Genomic DNA, 21,698 nt, shown 5'->3' with positions numbered 1-21,698 from the left:
AGGATTAAATTCCTCCGCGGGCGATCATTTCCGCCACATATTTGATGATCCAGGCCGCCGGCACAAAGAAAAGTTGTGCCAGGATGGTGCCCAGAAACCGGGTCAGAGCCAGATAAAAGGACATTTGTTTGATGTCCGCCTCGGGACGCTCTCCCCGCAGGGCCTGGTCCGTAAGGCCCGCTGCCGTGGGATCCACCACCGTGGCAAACAAGATGGTGGCTATGCCGTTGATAATGCCCGAGAGCATGGAGGCGGTGGTCCGGAATTCGGGATACAAGGCGCAGGCGTACAGGGAGGAAAGCACCGAAGTGGTAAAAATACCGGTAATAAAAATATTCAGTATCAAAAACTTTTTGGGAATGGTCACTTTTTCTGAAAGGACCTGTTTAAAAAATTGCCGGTTGGGAATTCTCACCGCGGATTTGGCCATCCGGGCCATTTTGCCTGGTGAAAAGATCATCATGCCCAGCATTTTGGGAATGGATTTGACCTCACCGAACACATCAATTCCTTTAACAAAAAAGGTAATAAACATGGGGATAAAAAGGGCCCCGATAAGGGTGCCCACGGTAGCCCCCAGTATAATGGTACGGAACTGGTAGTCCAGAATCAGCAGTTCCTGCTGGTAAACCGGCGTATTCAGCAGATTCACCCCGGAACCGGCAGCTTCAACACCCCGGCCGACGGCCAGATCGATGATGGATCCCAGCAAAGGGGCCTGGAGCATATTGGCTGTCTGGGCCACCAGAAAAATAACGTTAAACAGCGAATAGGCGGTGGCCAGCCGGCGGGTTATTACCCCGGCAGGACGCACGGCATAAATGAGGGTGTTGATTAAATGGATAATGGCGGTTAAAACCACCACGGCAAGCAAGCGTTCCATATTTTTCCTCCGCCTTTAGTGTTCCCGGTTTATAGCTTTTCTAGTGGCGCATATTCGGCGATCAGGACTTTTATGCCCTGGGAGGGAAAGGCCACGGATAATTCCGCAGAGGGCCCCTCCCCCTTCACCTTGACCACAACCCCTTCTCCCCACTTCTGATGCCGTACCTTATCTCCCAGAAGATAGGATTTTACTTCCCCGGCAGCCGGAGAAGCGGTTCCTTTACCCGCAGCGCTGCCAAGCCCGGCCGTCTTTTTGGCCACCGACTGGCCCACCGTTAATTCCACCGGGATTTCTTCTAGAAAACGGGATTTGGGATTGAGGTTGGTGCGGCCGAAAAGGGTTCTTTCCCAACAGTGGGTTAAATAAAGCTGTTCTTCAGCCCGGGTAATGCCCACATAGGCCAGCCTTCGTTCCTCCTCCAGCTCCTCCTGGTCGTAAAGAGCCCGGCTGTGGGGGAAAACCCCCTCTTCCATGCCGGTCAGGAATACCACCGGGTATTCCAGTCCCTTGGCGCTGTGCAGGGTCATTAAAACCAGTTGGTCCGACTGGGGATCGTGGCGGTCCATGTCGGTCACCAGGGAAATGGTCGAAAGGAAGTCTTCCAAGCCCCCTTCTTCCTCTCCCTGCTGCCGGTCATATTCCTGGGTTACGGACATAAATTCCTGCAAGTTCTCCAAACGGGTGCGGGACTCCACAGTGTCCTCGGCCTCCAGCTCCGCCTTATAGCCGGTTTTATCCAAAACCTCCCGGACCATTTCGGTTACTGAAAGAAACTGGGCCTGCTGCCTAAACTGGGACAACAGTTCTGCCAGCAGGGCGCACTGTTTACGGGCTTTTCCGGGCAGACCCGGTATTTCCTCCGCCTGATCCAAGGCAGCCAACAGGCTGAGATCCCTTTCCGCGGCATAAACCGTTATTTTTTCCAGGGAGGAAGCCCCTATGCCCCTTTTGGGTACGTTAATAATACGGCTTAAACTCTGACCGTCCACCGGGTTGACAATGACCCGCAGATAAGAGAGCAAGTCTTTAATTTCTTTCCGCTCATAGAATTTCTGCCCCCCGAAGATGGTGTAGGGAATTCCCAGACGCAGAAAAACTTCTTCAAATACCCTTGACTGGGCGTGAGTGCGGTAAAGCACCGCCATCTCCCGGTATTTTCTATCCCCGGAAAGGCGCAGTTCTTTGACCCGGTCGGCAATATAGTGAGCCTCAAAGCGCTCACTTTCCGCCCGGAACACTTGGATCCGGGTTCCCGCTCCCTTGGCCGTCCATAACTGCATTTCCTTGGCTTCCAGGTTGTTTTTAATCACGGCGTTGGCCGCTTCCAGGATATTGCCGGTGGAGCGGTAATTTTGCTCCAGCTTTACCACCATGGCTTCGGGGTAGTCCCGTTCAAAACTGAGAATATTGTTAATATCCGCCCCCCGCCATTTATAAATGGACTGGTTGGGATCCCCCACCACGCAAAGATTGCGGTGCCGTTCAGCCAGCATATTCACCAGGACATACTGGGTATGGTTGGTATCCTGGTACTCATCCACCAGAATGTATTTAAACCGGGTTTGGTAGTACCCCAGGACATGAGGATGTTCCCGGAACAGCCTCACCGTCAGCACGAGCAAATCGTCAAAGTCCACCGCATTATTTTTAAACAGCTTTTCCTGATACAACCGGTAGACCCGGGCGACCACCTGCTCAAAATATTCATAGGCCTGACGTTCATATTGGTTCGGATCCAGCAATTTATTCTTTGCTCCGGAAATGGCGGAAAGCATGCCCCTGGGCTGGAATCGCTTTTCATCAATCTCCAGTTCCTTCAGGCACTCTTTGATCACGGTCTGCTGGTCCGCATCATCGTAAATAGAAAAGTTCGAATCATAACCCAATGCCTTGATTTCCCGCCGCAAAATGCGCAGGCAGGCGCTGTGGAAGGTGGTAACCCACAGGTTCCTGGCGGCCTCGGGCACCAGTTGCTCCACCCGGTTTCTCATTTCCGCCGCCGCCTTGTTGGTAAAGGTAATGGCCAAAATGTTATAAGGGGGAACCCCCTGCTGCAATATCCGGGCCACCCGGCAGGTAAGCACCCGGGTCTTGCCCGAACCGGCGCCGGCCAGCACCAGCAATGGACCCTCCGTATGTTTTACCGCCTCGGCCTGGGCGGGATTCAGGTTCGCCAGAATATCCATCATTTCCTCCATATGGCAAGTAATGTTAAAAGTAGAAAAACACTGTTCATTATATCATATCTTGATGTTGGAGGTTCTAGATTTGTGCTTTAATCTTTGCATTTTCTTAGCGGATTTTCTTTTAGAAAGAAAAAAAGAATGTGCAGGAATAATCCTGGTCCCATTCTTCCAAATTCCCTTAAAGAGACGGGTTCTATCTTTTATGCCGCAACTTTTATTTAGCCACTTTTTCCAATCGGGAGACCTTGGTTACCAGATAGCTAAGATCTACGATAATATTCTCCAATTTGACGTCAATACGGTCAAGCCGGTGGTTTTGCATTTCCCGGTCGTCAAACAAGGCCCGGATTTTATCAATCACTTCATTTTCAATCTTCATGGCCAGTTTCTGCTGACCGGCTTCAAGGCTGCCAACACGCTGATTCAGGGAACCCAGTTCGCTTTTCACGTTTGTCATTTCAGTTTTCATACCCGTCATTTCACTTCTCATGTCTGCCATTTCACTTTTTACGACCGTCATCTCATTTTTTACATTCACCATTTCACTCTTTACATCCGTCAGTTCCGTTCTCATTCCCTTAAGCTCCTGAAGAATTTCCTGCAATAAGCCCTCGCTCACGGTTCCACTCCTTTCGGATCCAATGGGTTTTTATAGCCCTTTGCTTTGCCACCATTTTCCTGATTGTATCATATGGCGGGGGAAATTTATACTTGTTTATCAAGCACATATCCTTCAAAAATAAAGAATTGGGAAGGGTCTATCACCTCCCCAATTCTTTATTTCCTTCGTTTGGCCAACTCCCGGTAAATCTCCTCCGGGGATATTCCCTGGTTTGCCAGCAGCACCAGCAGGTGGTACATTAAATCCGCAGCCTCGTAGGTCAGTTCTTCTTTGCTGTTATTTTTGGCCCCGATGATGACTTCGGCGCATTCTTCCCCTACTTTTTTGCAGATCTTATCGACGCCCTGATCAAAAAGGTAGGTGGTATAGGCCCCTTCCGGCCGTTCCGCCTTACGGCTCAATATGACCCGGAATAGATCATTGATGATTTCCGGGTCTGCGGAGGTCCGGGCTTCCTGCCCGCCATACACCTGAGCCGGCTCAAACTTCTTTTCTCCCTCAATGCTAACCGAACGGTCCGGATTCACCCGGTTATGGAAGCAGGAGGTATAGCCCTCATGGCAGGCCGCTCCTCCCTCCTGTTCCGCCAGCACCAGCAGGGTATCGGCATCACAATCGTAATACAGCCCTTTTACCCTCTGCACATGGCCGGAGGTTTCGCCCTTTTTCCACATTGCTTGCCGGCTCCGGCTGTAAAACCAGGTTTCTCCGGTGGCCAGGGTTTTTTCCACCGCCTCTTGGTTCATCCAGGCCATCATCAGCACTTCCCGGCTGCGGACCTCCTGAACAATGGCGGGGATTAACCCGGCCTCATTATATTTTAAGTCGTCCACCTTAAATATCATTTTGTCTCACCTCTAAATTATAAACGCACCGGCACGCCCCGCTCCCGGAGGTACTCCTTGGCCTGCCGGACGGAATATTCACCGAAGTGAAAAATGGAAGCCGCCAGGGCTGCATCGGCCATGCCCTCGGTGAGTCCCTGGGCCATGTGTTCCAAAGTCCCCACTCCTCCGGAGGCGATGACCGGGATTTTAACCGCTTGGGCGATGGTCCGGGTCAGGGCAAGATCAAAGCCCTCCTTGGTGCCGTCCCGGTCCATGCTGGTGAGCAAGATTTCCCCGGCTCCCAGTTCCTCGGCCTTCGCCGCCCATTCCACCGCGTCCATGCCGGTGGGGGTACGGCCCCCGTGGATGTAGACCTCCCATTTCCGCGGGCCGGTCTGCCGGGCGTCAATGGCCACCACCACGCACTGGCTGCCGAACTTCAGTGCCCCTTCGGAGATCACCCGGGGATTTTTAATGGCCGCGGTATTAATGCCGATCTTGTCCGCCCCGGCCTGCAGCATCAGCCGCATATCCTCTACGGTCCGAATCCCGCCGCCCACTGTAAAGGGAATGAAAACCTCCTCCGCGGTCCGCCGAACCACATCCAGCATGGTGGCCCGCCCGTCGGAGGAAGCGGTGATATCCAGAAAGATCACTTCGTCGGCCCCTTCCCGGTCGTACAGGGCGGCCAGCTCCACCGGGTCTCCGGCGTCTCTCAGGTTTACAAAGTTGGTGCCTTTCACCACCCTGCCGCCGGTTACATCCAGGCAGGGAATAATTCTTTTCATCAGCATCTTTAAACCCCCCCCCGGGCCAGGGCCAGAGCCTCCGGAAGCTTCACCGCACCGGTATAGAGGGCCTTGCCCACAATGGCGCCCTCCACGCCGTCCTTTTCCAGTGCCTTCACCGCCCGGATGTCCTCCAGGGAGGAAACGCCTCCGGAAGCAATCACCTTTAAACCGCTGTCCCGGGCCAGTTCCCCGGTAGCTCCCAGGTTGGGTCCCGACAGCCTGCCGTCCCGCCGGATATCGGTAAAGACAATTCTTTGCACGCCAAGCTCCTTAACCTCCCGGGCCAGTTGCAAAGCGGTTTTGGACACGGTCTCACCCCAGCCTTGAATGGCCACCCGGCCATCCCGGGCGTCAATACCCACCAGCACCTTGGCACCATACCGGCGGCCGGCCTCCGCCACCAGTTCCGGCTTCAGGATGGCTGCGCTGCCCAGAATCACCCGGTTAACGCCCATAGAGAACAGCTCTTCCATGGTTTCCAGGTCCCGGATGCCGCCCCCTACCTGAACCGGAACCTCCACGGCCTCCAGTATCTGCCGGATGGCCTCCCGGTTGCGGGGTTTGCCGGCAAAGGCTCCGTCCAGATCCACCACATGAATAAAGGAGGCGCCCTGTTCCTGCCAGTTCCGGGCGGTGCCGCCCGGATCCCGGGAATAAACGGTGGCGCTGTCCATCCGGCCTTCCAGCAAACGGACACACTGCCCTTCCTTCAGGTCGATGGCAGGGAAAATAATCATATCTTCACCTGCTTTCCAAAGTTCTCAAGGATTTTTAACCCCAGAAAACTGCTTTTTTCCGGATGGAACTGAATGCCGAAAACCCGGTCTCTGCCCACGATGGAGGCAAATTTCAAGCCGTATTCCGTCCGGGCCAGGGTCAGCTCCGGGTCTGCCGGAGCAACGTAATAGGAATGAACAAAATAAAAGGCCGCTTGGTCCGGAATCCCTTCCAGCAGCGGGCTGGGTTGGAGGATTTCCGCCTGATTCCAGCCCATATGGGGCACCTTCAGTTCTCCCGCCGGGAACCTTTTAACGGACCCGGGAAAGATTCCCAGCCCCCGGGTGCTGCCAAATTCTTCACTGGATTCAAATAAAAGCTGCTGTCCCAGGCAAATGCCCAGAAAGGGTTTGCCCGCAGCAATCACCCGCCGGATCGCCTCCATCATGCCGGCCTGCTGTAGATTTTCCATGGCATCGGCAAAGGCGCCCACTCCCGGCAGCACCACTGCCGCAGCGGTTTCCACCCGGTCCGGGTCCCGGACAATCTCCGCCGGACAGCCCACCTGGGCAAAACCCTTTTGCACACTGCGCAAATTTCCCATACCGTAGTCGATAATGGTGATCATACCAATACCCCCTTGGTGGACGGTACGCCCGGCAAACGTTCATCCGCAGCCACGGCCTGGCGCAGGGCCCGGCCCAGTCCTTTGAAGACCGCCTCAATAATGTGATGGGTATTGCGACCGTTGAGCATGCGGGCATGCAGGGTGATTCCGCTATTGATGGCCAGGGCTCTTAAGAATTCTTCCACCAGTTCGGTGTCAAAGGTTCCCACTTTAGCCGCAGGCAGAGTTAAATCCAGTTCCAGGTGGCCGCGACCGCTGATATCCAGCGCCACCAGCACCAGAGCCTCGTCCATGGGCACCAGGGCATTGCCGTAGCGCTGGATTCCCGCCTTATCGCCCAGGGCCTGCCGGAGAGCCAATCCCAGGGTGATCCCGATATCCTCCACCGTATGGTGATCATCAATATGAAGATCCCCTCGAGCCGATAACTGCAGGTCCAGGGCTCCATGCCTGGCCAATAAACACAGCATATGGTCTAAAAATCCCACACCGCTGGCGATTTGATAAGTCCCGGAACCGTCTAGGGACAGGGACAGTTGAATCTCTGTTTCGCCGGTCTTCCGTTCCATTTGGGCTTGCCGCTGCAATTGCACGTTACTCCCTCCCCAGCAGTTCCATCACTTCGGTCAGTACACTCAGAAACTGCTTGTTTTGCTCCGGGGTTCCCACCGATACCCTTAAATAACCGGGAAGCTCCGGACCGCCCAGTCTGCGAATCAGGATGCCCCGGTCCAGCAGTGCCTGGTAAACCATTTTGCTGGCATAATTGGTATGAAACAAAAGATAGTTGGCCGCCGATGGATAAGGCGTTACGCCTTCGATGGCCTCCAATCCCCGGCGGAGCACTTCCCGCTGTTCCAGTATTGCCCCAATCTGCCCCCGGAAAATATCCCGGTGTTCCAGAACGGCGGCTGCCGCCGCCTGAGAAAAGGCATTCAGGTTATAGGGCTGCTTCACTTTCTGCATCTGCCGGAGCACATCCGGGTTGGCCAACAGATAGCCCACCCTTAAGCCCGCCAGGGAAAAAGCTTTGGAGAAGGTACGGAGAATCAGCAGATTCGGATATTGGTTTAACAAAGGAACGCAATCTTCCCCGCCGAACTCCAGGTAAGCCTGGTCTACCACCACCAGGCAGTTGACCTGATGAAGAACGCTTTCAATCTCTCCCAGCCGGGTGGCATTGCCGGTAGGGTTGTTGGGCGAACAAATAAAAACCACTTTGGACTCCGGCTGCCGAGCATAGGTCACCAGAGCCGGCACGTCAACAAAGAAATCGGCCCGGCGGGGAACCGGTATGGGTCTGGCTCCCGCCACCAGGGCGTGAATCTTATACATAGAGAAGGTGGGATTGGTGATCAGCACCCTTCCCCCGGTACCAAAGGTCAGTAAAATATTTAAAATTAGTTCATCGGAACCGTTGCCCACCATCACTTGTTCCGGCTGAACACCGGCGTAACCGGCGATGGCCTGCCGCAGTTTTACAGCTCCGCTATCCGGGTAGCGGCTCAGCAGGTCTCCGGAGGCCAACTGCCCAATTTCCCGGGCCACTTCCTCTGGAAAAGGGTAGGGATTTTCGTTGGCATCCAGTTTGATCACATCCGGGTATAAGTGCGCTTCGTAAGGCACCAGTTTATCTAATCCCGCCCGGACCAGATTTTTCAGGCTAAAGGGTTCTCGCACTGCACTCACATCCTTTAAGCAGGTTGTTTTAACCTTTTTCGGCCGATAGGCTTATTCCCTTGACTGGCTTTTTAGCCTCACTCTGACGGCATTGGCATGGGCCTGCAGCCCTTCCACCTCTGCCAGCCTGATAATATCCGGTCCAAGAAGCTCTAAGTTTTCTTTGGAAAAAGAAATGATGCTGGATTTTTTCATAAAGGTGTCTACGTTTAAAGGAGAATAAAAGCGGGCCGTGCCGCCGGTGGGAAGCACATGATTGGGTCCTGCCAGATAGTCCCCCACCGGTTCCGGCGAATGGGCTCCCAGAAAAACCGCGCCGGCATGCCGGATCCTGCTCAGCCACCGGAAGGGTTCTTCCACCAGAAGTTCCAAGTGTTCCGGCGCAAAGGCATTGGCCAGTTCCAGGGATTCCTCCAGGCTGCCGGTAATCACCAGGGCACTGTGGTTGGCCAGGGCTTCTCTGGCCAAGTCCTGCCTAGGCAGCAGGGCCACCTGTTTTTCCAGTTCCTGCCGCACCCATTCCGCCAGCTCCCGGTGGTGGGTCAATAATACTGCCGAAGCCAGGACATCATGCTCCGCCTGGGAAAGCATATCGGCTGCCGCATATTCCGGGTTGGCCGAAGCATCCGCCACCACCAGAACCTCACTGGGCCCGGCCAGCATGTCAATGTCTACCTGGCCGTACACCATGCGCTTGGCCAGGGTTACAAAAATGTTGCCCGGACCGGTAATTTTATCCACCGGTGCGATGGTCTCCGTACCGTAAGCCAGGGCTGCAATGGCCTGGGCCCCCCCTGCTTTATAAATTTCGTCCACCCCGGCCTCTCTGGCGGCCACCAGGGTATAGGGATTTAATTTTCCGTCGGCCCCGGGCGGAGTCACCATTACCACCTGGGAAACTCCCGCCACCTTGGCCGGCACGGCGTTCATCAAAACCGAGGAGGGGTAGGAGGCGGTGCCTCCGGGAACATAAACACCTACCCGGTCCAAGGGTGTAATCAACTGTCCCAGCAGGGTGCCGTTGGGTTCGGTGTCAAACCAGGAACGGGTCAGTTGTTTTTGATGATACTTCCGAATACGGTCCCGGGCCAGTTTTAAGGAAGTCAGAACCTCCTGATCCACCATACTATAAGCCTGATCTATTTCTTCATCGGTTACCCGAAGCTGTTCCGGAGTTAAGCTGGCGCCGTCAAAACGCCGGGTAAAGCCGCACAAGGCTATATCGCCCCGCTCCCGGACTTCCTGCATAATGGCCGCCACTCTGGAAGCAATTCCTTCCTGACCCCCGGAACGTCCTTTCAATAAGGCCTTTAGTCCTTCGCTATCGGATACCTCTATAATTTTTATCACTTTTCCAGGCCCCCTTCCTCTACTACCTGGCGAATCCGTTCAACCAGGGGATTAATGCGCTCGTTTTTCAAACGGTGACTCACCCGGTTGGCAATTAAACGGGAGGTGGATCGCAGAACATCCGCCACCGGCACCAGTTTATTCTCCCTCAGGGTACGGCCGGTGGAAACCAGATCCACAATCATTTCCGCCAGTCCCACAATGGGAGCCAGTTCAATATTGCCATGCAGTTTAATAATTTCCATCTGCATTCCCTGCTGCCGGAAGAATTCCTCGGCAATGCGCGGAAACTTGGTGGCAACCCGGGTTTGGTTCCAATACTGCAGGGGCTGCTCTTTCCCCTCAGGCACCGCCACCACAAACCGGCAGCCGCCGTATTTTAAATCCAACAGTTCATAGACGTCTTTATTTTGTTCCACAATGGTATCCTTGCCCGCCAAACCGATATCCGCCGCGCCGTATTCCACATAGGTGGGGATGTCCGTAGGACGGCAAATGATAAAGCGCACCGCATCCTTTTCCGAGTAAAGCAGCAACTGACGTCCGGGATTTTCCAGAAAGCCGGTTGCCAATCCGGCACAACCCAGGAGTTTGACGGAAGGACCATAAAGGGTCCCTTTGGGCAAAGCCACTGTTAAAATATCTCTGGCCGCAACCAAGGCGGTCCCTCCTTTAGTTAATTAAATTAGTAATATAATAATATGTTAAAATAGCATCTTGCTGCTGTCAATAGTTTTTTATGACGTCTGACCATAATAAAGAACGCCGGAACCTCCGGCGAGTTCTTCGGTCTATATTTTGAATTCTTCACAGGTGCCGTCGCTTTTAAAGTAGATGACTTTGGCCGCGCCCAGGCTTTTTCCTTCAGCCATGGCTTTTCCCGGGGTATATCCGGCAAGGGCGGTTACCACCCGGCAGCCCTTTGCTCTTAATTCCCTGGCTGTCCCCAGGGCTCCGGCCAATCCTTCCTCTTCCCAGGCCACCAGCACGTCGGGCTCCGGTTCTCCCGGAGGGCCTTTCAGGCGATCCAAAGATACCAGCACCCGTTCCAGGTTTACGGCAAAACCGGTAGCCGGCAGGGGATGTCCAAAATGAGCCAGCAGTTGATTATAGCGGCCTCCGCCACAAATGGGAAAACCCATGGCTACGGAATAACCTTCAAAAACCAGCCCGGTATAATAATCCAATCCCCGGAGCAGGCCCAGGTCCAGGGTTACAAAACCTTCCACTCCATATTTTTTAAGCACTGCGTAGAGTTCCCTGAGATTCTCCAGGGCACCGGTAGCAAGCCCTCCCTGGGCCAACTCCACCGCCTGGTCCAGAATTTCCGGTCCACCCCGCAGTTCAATCAAGTCCAAAGCCCGCCTGGCTTCCGCAGGGGTGGCGGAGTTTTTGGATAAAACCTCTTCCACCCGGACAAAGTCCTTATTGCCCAGGGCTTCTTTCAGCTCCTGGGCTTCTTCCCTGGAAAGGCCCAATTGTTCCACTAGACCGTGAAAAATTCCCACATTGCCGATACTGATCTGGAAATCGGTGAGGCCGGTCTTTACCAGATAGGCAATGACCAGGGCAACGGCTTCGGCATCCGCTTCCGGGGAGGAATAGCCCATTAATTCCACCCCGGCCTGGCAGAACTCCCGCTGGCGTCCTACCTGGGGCTGCTCATAACTAAAGACATTGGCCAGGTAACACAAACGCAAGGGGGGTGTTACCCCCTTCATTCTGGTGGCCACCAACCGGGCCATGGGCCGGGTCATGTCCGGCCGGAGTACCATTAAATGCCCTTGCCGGTCCAAAAACTTAAAAAACTTCTCTTCTTCCAGTTCTTCCGAAGCCAGGTTTTCAAAATATTCGAAGGTGGGGGTGGCAACCTCCTTATAACCCCATAACCGCACCAACCGGATAAACTCTTCTTTCAACTGACGCATACGGCAGGCTTCCGGGGGCAAAAGGTCCTTTACGCCCGGCGCCAGCCTGCCCATTCGACTGGATGTCATATCTTCACCTCGACTAATCCTGATGTACTGTTGGGACCGGACTGGGGTCCGGCAGCCTGGACAAGGCCAGCTTATAGCCGTCGGCGCCGTAATTAAGGCAGCGCTTGACCCGGCTGATGGTAGCGGTGCTGGCGCCGGTTTTACCTGCAATTTCCCCGTAGGTCCGGTTGGCCTCCAGCATTTTGGCTACTTCCAGCCGCTGGGCCAGGGACCGTAATTCGGACACGGTGCAAATATCCTCAAAAAATTTGTAGCATTCGTCAATATTCTTTAATGTCAGAATGGCTTCAAAAAGGCGGTCATTCAGTGTATCCTTTAATTTTCCGCTATACTCCAAGGAAATCCCTCCCTTGTATTTTATTATGACCAGGAAAAGCCTTCCTCATCTGTTTTTGTACTTTTCGATGTTAAAAGGTTAAAATCCTTTAAGTATGTATTATTTTAAAATAGAAAATGGCCACCCGGTTGAAACGGATGGCCATTGAAAATATCTCTATATTTTGGACAGAGCCTTGCGGCCGATGTCCGTTCTGTAATGAGCGCCCTCAAAGACAATGCTCCGGACTCCCTGATAGGCCCGGTCAATAGCCTCGGGAATATTCCTGCCCACGCCGGTTACGCCCAGCACACGCCCGCCGTCGCAAACAATTCTGCCCCCCCGCAGTGCCGTACCTGCGTGGAATACCTGAACTTCCGGGGGCACCTCGGCCAGTCCGGTAATTTCCTGTCCCTTTCCATATTTGCCGGGGTAGCCGCCCGCAGCCATCACCACGCAAACCGCCGCTCCGTCCTTCCAGGCAACAGGCTGTTGTGCCAGTTTTCCCTCCAGGATGGATTCCATGATGTCCACCAGGTCGGTCTCCAGCAGACTGAGGACCGGCTGGGTTTCAGGATCCCCGAAGCGGGCGTTAAATTCCAGTACTTTGGGTCCGTCGGCGGTTACCATCAGCCCGGCGTACAAAACGCCCCGGTAGGTTCGCCCTTCGGCAGCCAGAGCCTGCACCGTGGGGCGTAAAATTTCCCGTTCAACCCGTTCCGCCAGTTCCGGGGTGTACAGGGGCGCCGGGGCATAGGCTCCCATTCCCCCGGTATTGGGACCGGTGTCGTTATCCCCCACCCGCTTATGATCCTGGGAGGCCACCAGGGGAATAATGGTATCCCCTTCAATAAAGGCCAGCACGCTGACTTCCTCGCCCTGCAGAAATTCTTCGATCACAACCCGGTCGCCGGCCTGTCCAAAGGCCCGCTGGGCCATGATAATATCTACCGCCGCCAGGGCCGTTTCATCATCCATGGCGACAATTACCCCTTTGCCCGCCGCCAGACCGTCGGCCTTCACCACGCAAGGAGCGCCGTGCTTCTGTACATAGGCTCTGGCCTCCTCCGCATGGTCAAAGGTGGCGTAACGGGCGGTGGGAATATGATATTTGGCCATGATCTCCTTGGCCAGGGCTTTGCTGCCTTCAATCTCGGCGGCAGCCCGGGAAGGCCCAAAAATTTTCAAACCTTCCTTTTCAAAAATATCCACAATCCCGTTGGTAAGCGGTATTTCCGGCCCCACCACCGTAAGGTCAATGCTTTTCTCCCGGGCAAAGTTCAGTAGACCGTAAACATCTCCGGCCTGGATATTGACACATTCAGCCATCTGCCCGATGCCCGCATTTCCCGGCGCGCAATAAATTTGTGCCACCCGGGGACTTTGCTTCAGTTTCCACACGATGGCATGTTCCCGCCCGCCACCGCCGACCACAAGTACTTTCATGGACGCTCCTCCATAAGATATAGAACACGGATTTAACGGATGCTACGGCTTTACGCGGATATATAATTTCTCTGAACAAAGTCTGTTTTTTATGCAAACTTAATGCTGCTTGCCGATATAAAAGAAGGACCAAAAAATCCGTGTAAATCCGCGAAAATCCGTGCAATCCGCGTTCTATTCGTTTTTTATTTCATTGTAAATACCGTTTTCGTCTTACAGTCCACTAGTGTTTAAAATGCCGGATGCCGGTAAAGACCATGGCTATGCCATGCTGGTTGCAGGCCTGAATGGACTCCTCGTCCCGGATGGAACCCCCCGGTTGAATAATGGCCTTAATGCCGGCCTTAGCCGCTTCATCCACCGTATCCCGGAAAGGAAAGAAGGCATCCGAGGCCAACACCGCGCCTCTGGCCTTTTCTCCGGCCTGCTCAAAGGCGATCCGGGCGGAGCCCACCCGGTTCATTTGCCCCGCTCCAACCCCGATAATCTGGCCCTCTTTGCTCAGTACAATGGCATTGGACTTCACATGTTTGACCACCGTCATGGCCAACAGCAGTTCCTCCATCTCCTCTGCCGAGGGCTGCCGTTCGGTAACGACCTTGCATTCTTCGGGATTGGCCACAACCCGGTCGGCCTGCTGCACCAGCAGCCCGCCGTTGACCTTGCGCACCTCCAGCTTATCCAGGGTCTGACCGGTCAGATCGCCGGTCTTAAGCAGCCTTAAATTAGCTTTCTTAGTCAGGATCTCCAGGGCTCCGGCTGTGAAATCCGGTGCCACAATAGCCTCCAGGAAGATTTGGGCCATTTCCGCCGCAGTCCCCTCATCCACTTCCCGGTTGACAGCCACAATGCCGCCAAAGGCGGAAACCGGGTCTGCTGCCAGGGCCTTTTTGTAAGCAGCGGTCAGGCTTTCCCCGGTAGCTGTGCCGCAGGGATTATTGTGTTTGATAATGACCGCCACCGGCCGGGAAAACTCCCGGACCAATTCCAGGGCGCTGTTGGCGTCCAGAATATTATTATAGGAAAGCTCCTTGCCGTGCAACTGCCGGGCATTGGCAATGCAGGGGCCGGTAATGGCCGGGTCCCTGTAAAAAGCCGCCTGCTGGTGCGGGTTTTCACCGTAGCGCAGATCCTGAGCCTTTTCCAGGGTCAAGCTAAACAGGGGCTGGAATCCTTCCGCTCCCCCCACAACCCCGTTAAGATAACCGGCAATGGCCGTATCGTAGGCAGCCGTATGGGCAAAGGCTTCCCGGGCCAGTTCCAGCCGCAGGGCTCCGGGCAGTTCCCCTTGCTGGCGCAGGGTTTCCAGCACCGGACCGTAACGGTCGGGATTCACCACAATTCCCACGTAGGCGTGGTTTTTAGCCGCCGCCCTTACCATGGTGGGCCCGCCGATATCAATGTTTTCAATGGCCTCCTCCAGGGTAACCTCCGGTTTGGCGATGGTCTGGCGGAAGGGGTAGAGGTTCACCACCACCAGATCAATGGGGGTAATCTGATGTTCTTTTAACTGGTTTAAATGCTCTTCACTGCGCAGGGCCAGGATGCCGCCGTGGACATTGGGATGCAGGGTTTTAACCCGGCCTCCTAAAATTTCCGGAAAGCCCGTAACCTCTGAAATGTAAATCACCGGCACACCGGCCTCACGCAGAGCTTTTGCCGTCCCTCCGGTGGAAACCAGTTCCACTCCCAGGTCCGCCAAACCCCGGGCAAATTCCACCAGTCCCCTTTTATCGGAAACACTGATTAAAGCGCGTTTTACCTTCACACACACCACGCCTTTCTTTTATTTCAACCTTTAAAGTGGGTTTGCAAGCCTTTGAATCATCACTTTTCTTCCCTGCACCCGAAGCCGTCCCTGGGCAAAGAGTTTGATGGCTTCCGGATAGAGCTTGTGTTCCTGTTCCAATATCCGGGCGGCCAGGGTTTCTTCCGTATCCTCTTCCTCCACCGGAACCGCCGCCTGCAGAATGATGGGACCGGTATCCATTCCTTCATCCACAAAATGGACCGTGCAGCCGGATACCTTCACCCCGTAATTGAGCGCGTCCCGCTGGCCGTGGAGGCCGGGAAAGGACGGCAGCAGGGCCGGATGAATATTGATAATATGATTGGCATAGGTCCGCAGCAGGGTTTCACCCACCAGACGCATATACCCGGCCAGGCAAACCAGTTGAACCCCGCTCTCTTTCAAGATGGTCACCGCCGCCTGCTCGTAAGCCCCTTTGCCGTCAAAGGAGGCGTAGTCCAAAAAATGGGCCGGGATACCGGCGGATTCGGCCCGTTGCAAAGCGTAAGCTCCGGCTTTATCACTGATGACCACCGCAACCTCCGCCGGAATTTTATTGGCCCGGCAGGCATCCATGATGGCCTGTAAATTGGAACCCCGCCCGGAGGCCAAAACTCCCAGACGCAACTTTTCCATATACAACCTCCTTACCGGCCGGTATATTCCACTGCCTTTTGGCCCGCTTCCACCCTGCCGATAATATAAGCGGTTTCTCCCTGGGCAGCCAATTCCCGTACTAGTTCCTCAGCCTGCTGCGGCGAAACCATCATCACCATGCCAATGCCCATGTTAAAGGTGCGCAGCATTTCCTCCTCCGCCACCCGCCCGATCCTTTGAATCAGCTTGAACACCGGGAGAACCGGCCAGGCCGAGCGGTCCAGCACCACTTTGACGCCTTCGGGAAGTACCCGGGGGATATTTTCCGTGAGACCCCCGCCGGTAATATGGGCCAACCCCTTCAGGTTGTATTTTTCCATCAGGGAAAGTACCGGTTTGACATAAATCCGTGTGGGCATCAGCATCTCTTCCCCCAGGGTGCGGTCAAGCTCCGGCAGATGATCCTCCATCCGGTAGCCGGCCACCTCCAGCAGAGCCTTGCGGGCCAGGGAATAGCCGTTGCTGTGCAGGCCGGAGGAGGGCAGGCCGATCACAACATCTCCGGCCTGAATGCCGGAACCGCTGATGATCCGGCTGCGGTCCACCACGCCAACGGCAAAGCCGGCAATGTCGTATTCCTCTTCGCCGTAAAAGCCGGGCATTTCGGCCGTCTCACCGCCAATCAGGGCGCAGCCGGCCTGGCGGCAGCCCTCGGCCACCCCCTTCACGATCTCCGCCACCCGCTCCGGCACCAGTTTGCCCACCGCCAGATAATCCAGGAAGAACAGGGGTTCCGCTCCCTGTACCAAAATATCGTTCACACACATGGCCACCGCGTCGATGCCAATGCTGTGATGGACGCCGGTTAAATGGGCCACCCTTAACTTCGTACCCACTCCGTCGGTGCCGGATATCAAAACCGGTTCCCGGTACTTGGCGGTATCCAGGGCGAACAATCCTCCGAAGCCGCCGATATCGGTCAGCACGCCCGGACGAAAAGTACTGCGAACCGCTTCCTTCATCAGACCCACCGCCCGGTTGCCGGCCTGGATATCCACCCCGGCGCCGGCATAGGTTAAAGGTTGGCTTTTATGCTCAGACATGGGTACACTCCTTATTCCAGACTAAATTTTCCCGCTTCCCTGGGTTTGGGAATTTCCACCGGATACCTGCCGTCAAAGCAGGCGGTGCAGAAATGCCCCCCCTTGGAACTAAAAATCTCCAGCAGACCCTCCAGGCTTAAATAATGAAGCCCGTCGGCATTAATGGCTTTGCAGATTTCTTCCAAAGGCTGCTTGGCGGCAATCAATTCCTTTTCATCGGAGGTATCAATGCCGTAATAACAGGAACGCATCACCGGCGGTGAACTGACGCACAGGTGAACTTCCTTGGCTCCCGCAGCCCGCAGCATGGCTACAATTTTCTGGCTGGTGGTACCCCGGACAATGGAATCGTCCACCATCACCACCCGTTTTCCTTCCAGTACTTCCCGCACCGGGTTCAGCTTCAGGCGAACGGCAATTTCCCGCAACTGCTGGGTGGGCTGAATAAAGGTGCGGCCGATATAACGGTTTTTCATCAATCCCTCTTCAAAGGGGATACCGGACTCTTCGGCGTAACCCCGGGCCGCGGCGGTACCGGAGTCCGGCACGGGAATCACAATATCCGCCTCCACCGGGTACTCCCGGGCCAACTGGCGGCCCATCTCCCGGCGAACCCGGTTCACGTTGAAGCTGTCCATGGTGCTGTCGGGCCGGGCAAAATAAATATATTCAAAAATACAATGGGCCGGATTTTGAGCCCGGAACCCTTGAGTGGAGGTCACTCCCTTGCGGTCCAGGCGCAGGATTTCCCCGGGCGCCACATCTCTCACAAAGGTGGCGCCCACCGTTGTCAGGGCACAGGATTCCGAGGCCACCACATAGCCCTCACCCAACTGCCCCAGGCAGAGGGGTCTGAAGCCGTGGGGGTCCCGGGCCGCATAAACACAGTCCTCGCTGATAATCACCAGGGAGTAGGCCCCTTTTACGTCGATCATGCATTTCATCAGGGCTTCTTCCAGGCTGTTGGCATTGTAGCGGGCAATTAAATTAACCAGCACCTCGCTGTCGGTGGAGGATTGGAAAACTGAACCGGTGGCGCATAACTGGGCCCTCAGTTCCGTAATATTGGTAAGATTGCCGTTGTGGGCCAGTCCCATCATGCCTTTGGCATAACGGAAAACCAGCGGCTGAGCATTCAGGGGCTGGCTGGAGCCGGTGGTGGAGTAGCGCACATGGCCGATGGCCGCATGACCGGTCAATTGATCCAGACTGTTGCCGGTGAAGACCTCCGGCACCAGCCCCATGCCTTTATGCAACTGCACCTGACGGCCATCGGCCACGGCAATGCCGGCGCTCTCCTGGCCCCGGTGCTGCAGGGCGTATAAACCGTAATAGGTTACTTTGGCCACTTCCAGCCCCGGTGTGTAAATACCAAATACACCGCATTCCTCCACCGGCTTATCGGGCAGTACAAAGGAACTTACTTCATTAAGCATGGTATCGCCCCCCGCCATACTTCATCCAAACGTGCAACGGGCAAGTTTACCAGATTTCCTCCGCAGCCGGTGCAGCCGGGATTTACCACATTGATCACCAGGGCATCGCCGCCGGTTTTTCCCAGTTGCGAGTAGGGCACCCCTGCGTCCACCAGCTTTTTAACCAATTCCACGCCCCGGTTGGCATCAATGGTGATGATAATCCGGGACTGAGTTTCCCCAAAAAGCAGAGCATCGCCCCGGAATCTGCGGACCAGCGTAATTTCCGCGCCCAAGCCGCCGGAAATGCAGCTCTCGGCCAGGGCCACGGCCAGTCCTCCTTCGGAGCAGTCGTGGGCGGACTTAATGAGACCTCCCTGAATTTCCTGCAAGACAAAATCCTGAACCTTCTTTTCCAACTCCAAATTAAGCTCAGGAGGTTTTCCGGTTTCCAGTTTGAACTGCACCTTTAAATATTCGCTGCCGCCCAGTTCCGGCAGGCTTTCCCCAATGAGGAAGATGGCGTCTCCCTCTTGTTTAAAATCCGGGGTGCAGACTTGATCCAAATCTTCCACCAGCCCGATCATACCGATGGTGGGGGTGGGATAAACCGCCTGGCCTTTGGCTTCATTGTACAGGCTCACGTTACCGCCGGTGACCGGTGTTTCCAGCGTCCGGCAGGCTTCGGCCATGCCTTCCACGCAGCGCCAGATGGACCACATTACCTCGGGTTTTTCCGGATTGCCAAAGTTCAGGCAGTTGGTAACCGCCAGAGGCTTGGCCCCGCTGCAGACCAGGTTGCGGGCTGCTTCAGCCACCGCAATGGCGGCCCCGGTTTGGGGATCCAGATAGCAGTAGCGTCCGTTGCAGTCGGTGGTCATGGCAATTCCTTTGCGGGTGCCTTTTACCCTGAGAACCGCAGCATCGGAGCCGGGTCTTACCACTGTATTCAGTCCCACCATATGATCATACTGACGATAGGCGTATTCCTTGCTGGCAATATTGGGGGAAGCCAGCAGTTTCAACAGCACTTCATTGTAATCATCGGGCATAACCAACGAATCCAGGGGGTAATTCTGCACCTCTTCCAGGTAGGCTGGAGTCTGGGTGGGGCGGTGATAAACGGGGGCCTCCTCAGTAAGGGCCTTGGCCGGTATCCTGGCCACCACTTCCGGGCCTTCCCGCAGGCAAAGCATGCCGTCGTCGGTGACTTGTCCAACCACCACCGAATCCAAATCCCACTTGCTGAAAATTTCCTTGACCTTCTCTTCGGTTCCCTTCTCTACCACCAACAACATCCGTTCCTGGGACTCGGAAAGCATTAACTCGTAGGGGGTCATACCCTCTTCCCGCCGGGGGACCAAAGCCAGGTCCATTTCCAGCCCGGTACCGGCCCGACCGGCCATCTCGCAGGAGGAACTGGTGAGACCCGCGGCTCCCATATCCTGGATGCCTACCACATAACCGGTTTTAATTACCTCCAGGCAGGCCTCCAGCAAGAGCTTTTCCATAAAGGGATCTCCCACCTGCACCGCCGGGCGTCTTTCCGCCGCTTCTGCGGATAATTCCTCGGAAGCAAAGGTGGCCCCGTGGATGCCGTCCCGGCCGGTTTTAGCGCCCACTACCATCACCGGATTGCCGATACCGGAAGCCACGCCCCTTTTAATATCCTTCTGGTCAATTAAACCCACACACATAACATTGACCAGGCAGTTGTCCTTATAACTGTCGGAAAAATAAACCTCGCCGCCCACCGTGGGCACGCCGATGCAGTTGCCGTAGCCGCTGATGCCGGATACCACGCCGTCAAACAGGTAACGTACCCGGGGATGGTTCAGCTCGCCGAAGCGCAAACTGTCCAATACGGCAACCGGCCGGGCGCCCATGGTGAAAATATCCCGCAAAATGCCTCCCACGCCGGTGGCGGCACCTTGATAGGGTTCAATGGCCGAAGGGTGGTTATGGCTCTCAATTTTAAAAACCACCGCCTGTCCATCGCCAATATCCACAACACCGGCATTTTCGCCGGGTCCCTGTAAAATGGCCGTACCTTCCGTAGGCAGGGTTTTTAAAGCCGGACGGGACGTTTTATAACTGCAGTGCTCCGACCACATGACCGCAAAAATACCCACTTCCACATAGTTGGGCTCCCGGCCCAGTATTTGTTTAATTTTTTCATATTCATCCTCGGTGAGGCCCATTTCGCGCCAAACTTTAGGGTCCATCTAGCCGCACCTCCTTTGCCAGAAATCCAGCAGGGATTTAAAAATCAACTGGCCGTCGGTATTCCCCAAATCCTTTTCGGCACAGCGTTCCGGGTGAGGCATCATGCCCAGAACATTGCCCTGTTGATTGCAGATGCCGGCAATGTGATTGGCGGAACCGTTGGGATTGACCTCCGGTGTTACCTCTCCCTGGGCATCGCAGTAGCGGAAAACCACCTGTTTATTTTCTTCCAACTGCTGCAAGGTCTCGGCATCAGCAAAATAATTTCCCTCACCGTGAGCGATGGGAACTTTGATTACCTCTCCTTCCCTGGCCGTACAGGTAAAGGGAAGGGAGGCATTCTCCACCCGCAGAAAAACATCATGACACAAAAACTGCAGCTCTTTATTTCTGTGCAGAGCTCCGGGCAGCAGTCCTGCCTCGGTTAGCACCTGGAAACCATTACAAATACCGATCACCAGGCCGCCTTTTTTCGCGAACTCGATCACCGGAGTCATCACCGGAGAAAACCGGGCCACCGCCCCGCACCTTAAGTAGTCCCCGTAGGAAAAACCCCCGGGCAGGATAATGCAATCAAAACCTTCCACACTGCCGGACTTATGCCAAATATATTCCGCCGGCTGTCCGGTTACGGTTTTGACAGCGTGAAGGCAATCGGCGTCACAATTGGAGCCGGGGAAAACCACCACCCCAAATTTCACCCTTTACACCTCCACCAGTTCAAAAGTATAATCCTCAATCACCGGGTTCACCAGCAATTTATCGCACATGTCCTTTACCTGATTTTCAGCCTCGCTGCGATCGGCTACTTCCAGATCCACAACCATGTAACGGCCAATACGAACTTCAGGAACGTTTTTCCAGCCCAGAGCGTACAGTGACTTGCGTACCACGCTTCCCTGGGGATCCAGCACACTTTTCCTAAGGGTTACGTAAATCTTGGCTTGATACATCCGAAACCCTCCTTTTTTATATTTAGTGTTTCTTAGACTTAAGGGTATTCCTTTGGGGTCCTGACTAGGGGGACATCCTTATGTGTCCAGTTGTTAGACTCAGGGGGTACTGCTTATGGGTCCTGTAGAAGACACCTCTACCCCGGTGCTTATGAAGCTAACAACTGGA

Annotated in this window: 21 protein-coding genes; all 21 read right to left on the bottom strand. The window is 54.9% G+C overall.

All coding sequences use genetic code 11. From position 1 onward, the window contains the following. Positions 1 to 4: 4 nt before the first annotated feature. The 21 genes from DESRU_RS06635 to purS all read right to left on the bottom strand — a co-directional run bounded on the left by DESRU_RS06635 (position 5) and on the right by purS (position 21,529). Positions 5 to 883, bottom strand: coding sequence for a lipid II flippase Amj family protein (locus DESRU_RS06635; RefSeq protein ID WP_013841344.1), 879 nt, complete (start codon positions 881 to 883; stop codon positions 5 to 7). A gap of 29 nt (positions 884 to 912) precedes the next feature. Further along, complete coding sequence (pcrA, locus tag DESRU_RS06630; protein ID WP_013841343.1) at positions 913 to 3,072, bottom strand: DNA helicase PcrA; 2,160 nt, start codon at positions 3,070 to 3,072, stop codon at positions 913 to 915. 214 nt (positions 3,073 to 3,286) lie between these two features. Further along, positions 3,287 to 3,691, bottom strand: coding sequence for a hypothetical protein (locus DESRU_RS21260; protein WP_013841342.1), 405 nt, complete (start codon positions 3,689 to 3,691; stop codon positions 3,287 to 3,289). Between the two features lie 158 nt (positions 3,692 to 3,849). Continuing rightward, a complete protein-coding gene (gene hisIE, locus DESRU_RS06620; protein WP_013841341.1) occupies positions 3,850 to 4,539 on the bottom strand; it encodes a bifunctional phosphoribosyl-AMP cyclohydrolase/phosphoribosyl-ATP diphosphatase HisIE in 690 nt (229 codons plus the stop codon). Between the two features lie 17 nt (positions 4,540 to 4,556). Continuing rightward, a complete protein-coding gene (hisF, locus tag DESRU_RS06615; protein ID WP_013841340.1) occupies positions 4,557 to 5,315 on the bottom strand; it encodes an imidazole glycerol phosphate synthase subunit HisF in 759 nt (252 codons plus the stop codon). A gap of 2 nt (positions 5,316 to 5,317) precedes the next feature. Beyond that, positions 5,318 to 6,049 (bottom strand): 1-(5-phosphoribosyl)-5-[(5-phosphoribosylamino)methylideneamino]imidazole-4-carboxamide isomerase, encoded by a 732-nt coding sequence (gene hisA / locus DESRU_RS06610; RefSeq protein WP_013841339.1) that lies wholly within the window; start codon positions 6,047 to 6,049, stop codon positions 5,318 to 5,320. Continuing rightward, complete coding sequence (gene hisH / locus DESRU_RS06605; protein ID WP_013841338.1) at positions 6,046 to 6,657, bottom strand: imidazole glycerol phosphate synthase subunit HisH; 612 nt, start codon at positions 6,655 to 6,657, stop codon at positions 6,046 to 6,048. Before hisH ends, hisA begins: the two co-directional genes overlap by 4 nt. Beyond that, the gene (gene hisB, locus DESRU_RS06600) at positions 6,654 to 7,250 is read right to left on the bottom strand and encodes an imidazoleglycerol-phosphate dehydratase HisB (protein ID WP_013841337.1); all 597 of its coding nucleotides are present in this window, start codon (positions 7,248 to 7,250) and stop codon (positions 6,654 to 6,656) included. Before hisB ends, hisH begins: the two co-directional genes overlap by 4 nt. Before the next feature lies 1 nt (position 7,251). Further along, positions 7,252 to 8,337: a histidinol-phosphate transaminase gene (gene hisC / locus DESRU_RS06595; RefSeq protein WP_013841336.1), complete on the bottom strand. Its 1,086-nt coding sequence runs from the start codon at positions 8,335 to 8,337 to the stop codon at positions 7,252 to 7,254. A 51-nt stretch (positions 8,338 to 8,388) separates the two neighbouring features. After that, entirely contained in the window at positions 8,389 to 9,687 is a 1,299-nt protein-coding gene (gene hisD / locus DESRU_RS06590) for a histidinol dehydrogenase (RefSeq protein ID WP_013841335.1), read from the bottom strand. Continuing rightward, positions 9,684 to 10,346, bottom strand: a complete 663-nt coding sequence (hisG, locus tag DESRU_RS06585; protein ID WP_013841334.1) for an ATP phosphoribosyltransferase — start codon at positions 10,344 to 10,346, stop codon at positions 9,684 to 9,686. Before hisG ends, hisD begins: the two co-directional genes overlap by 4 nt. A 132-nt stretch (positions 10,347 to 10,478) precedes the next feature. Further along, complete coding sequence (gene hisZ / locus DESRU_RS06580) at positions 10,479 to 11,684, bottom strand: ATP phosphoribosyltransferase regulatory subunit (RefSeq protein WP_013841333.1); 1,206 nt, start codon at positions 11,682 to 11,684, stop codon at positions 10,479 to 10,481. 13 nt (positions 11,685 to 11,697) lie between these two features. After that, positions 11,698 to 12,021 carry a YerC/YecD family TrpR-related protein gene (locus tag DESRU_RS06575; protein ID WP_013841332.1) on the bottom strand — a complete coding sequence of 108 codons (324 nt, stop codon included), beginning with the start codon at positions 12,019 to 12,021 and terminating at the stop codon, positions 11,698 to 11,700. Positions 12,022 to 12,177: 156 nt separating this feature from the next. Next, entirely contained in the window at positions 12,178 to 13,446 is a 1,269-nt protein-coding gene (gene purD / locus DESRU_RS06570) for a phosphoribosylamine--glycine ligase (RefSeq protein ID WP_013841331.1), read from the bottom strand. A 223-nt stretch (positions 13,447 to 13,669) separates the two neighbouring features. Further along, positions 13,670 to 15,214, bottom strand: coding sequence for a bifunctional phosphoribosylaminoimidazolecarboxamide formyltransferase/IMP cyclohydrolase (gene purH / locus DESRU_RS06565; protein ID WP_013841330.1), 1,545 nt, complete (start codon positions 15,212 to 15,214; stop codon positions 13,670 to 13,672). 30 nt (positions 15,215 to 15,244) lie between these two features. After that, a complete protein-coding gene (purN, locus tag DESRU_RS06560) occupies positions 15,245 to 15,871 on the bottom strand; it encodes a phosphoribosylglycinamide formyltransferase (RefSeq protein ID WP_013841329.1) in 627 nt (208 codons plus the stop codon). A gap of 11 nt (positions 15,872 to 15,882) precedes the next feature. Continuing rightward, positions 15,883 to 16,935 carry a phosphoribosylformylglycinamidine cyclo-ligase gene (gene purM / locus DESRU_RS06555; protein WP_013841328.1) on the bottom strand — a complete coding sequence of 351 codons (1,053 nt, stop codon included), beginning with the start codon at positions 16,933 to 16,935 and terminating at the stop codon, positions 15,883 to 15,885. A gap of 11 nt (positions 16,936 to 16,946) precedes the next feature. Next, entirely contained in the window at positions 16,947 to 18,371 is a 1,425-nt protein-coding gene (gene purF, locus DESRU_RS06550; protein ID WP_013841327.1) for an amidophosphoribosyltransferase, read from the bottom strand. Next, on the bottom strand, positions 18,356 to 20,575 hold the full coding sequence (gene purL / locus DESRU_RS06545) for a phosphoribosylformylglycinamidine synthase subunit PurL (RefSeq protein ID WP_013841326.1): 2,220 nt from the start codon (positions 20,573 to 20,575) through the stop codon (positions 18,356 to 18,358). The genes purF and purL overlap by 16 nt, the downstream gene beginning before the upstream one ends. Further along, entirely contained in the window at positions 20,576 to 21,277 is a 702-nt protein-coding gene (purQ, locus tag DESRU_RS06540; RefSeq protein WP_013841325.1) for a phosphoribosylformylglycinamidine synthase subunit PurQ, read from the bottom strand. Positions 21,278 to 21,280: 3 nt separating this feature from the next. Continuing rightward, positions 21,281 to 21,529, bottom strand: coding sequence for a phosphoribosylformylglycinamidine synthase subunit PurS (gene purS, locus DESRU_RS06535; protein ID WP_013841324.1), 249 nt, complete (start codon positions 21,527 to 21,529; stop codon positions 21,281 to 21,283). Between the last annotated feature and the right edge of the window lie 169 nt (positions 21,530 to 21,698).

It is taken from the genome of Desulforamulus ruminis DSM 2154, from assembly GCF_000215085.1.
Lineage (GTDB): Bacteria > Bacillota > Desulfotomaculia > Desulfotomaculales > Desulfotomaculaceae > Desulfotomaculum > Desulfotomaculum ruminis.
The sequence above is the reverse complement of the archived record's forward strand: the minus strand, read 5'-3'. Positions and strand labels throughout refer to the sequence as shown.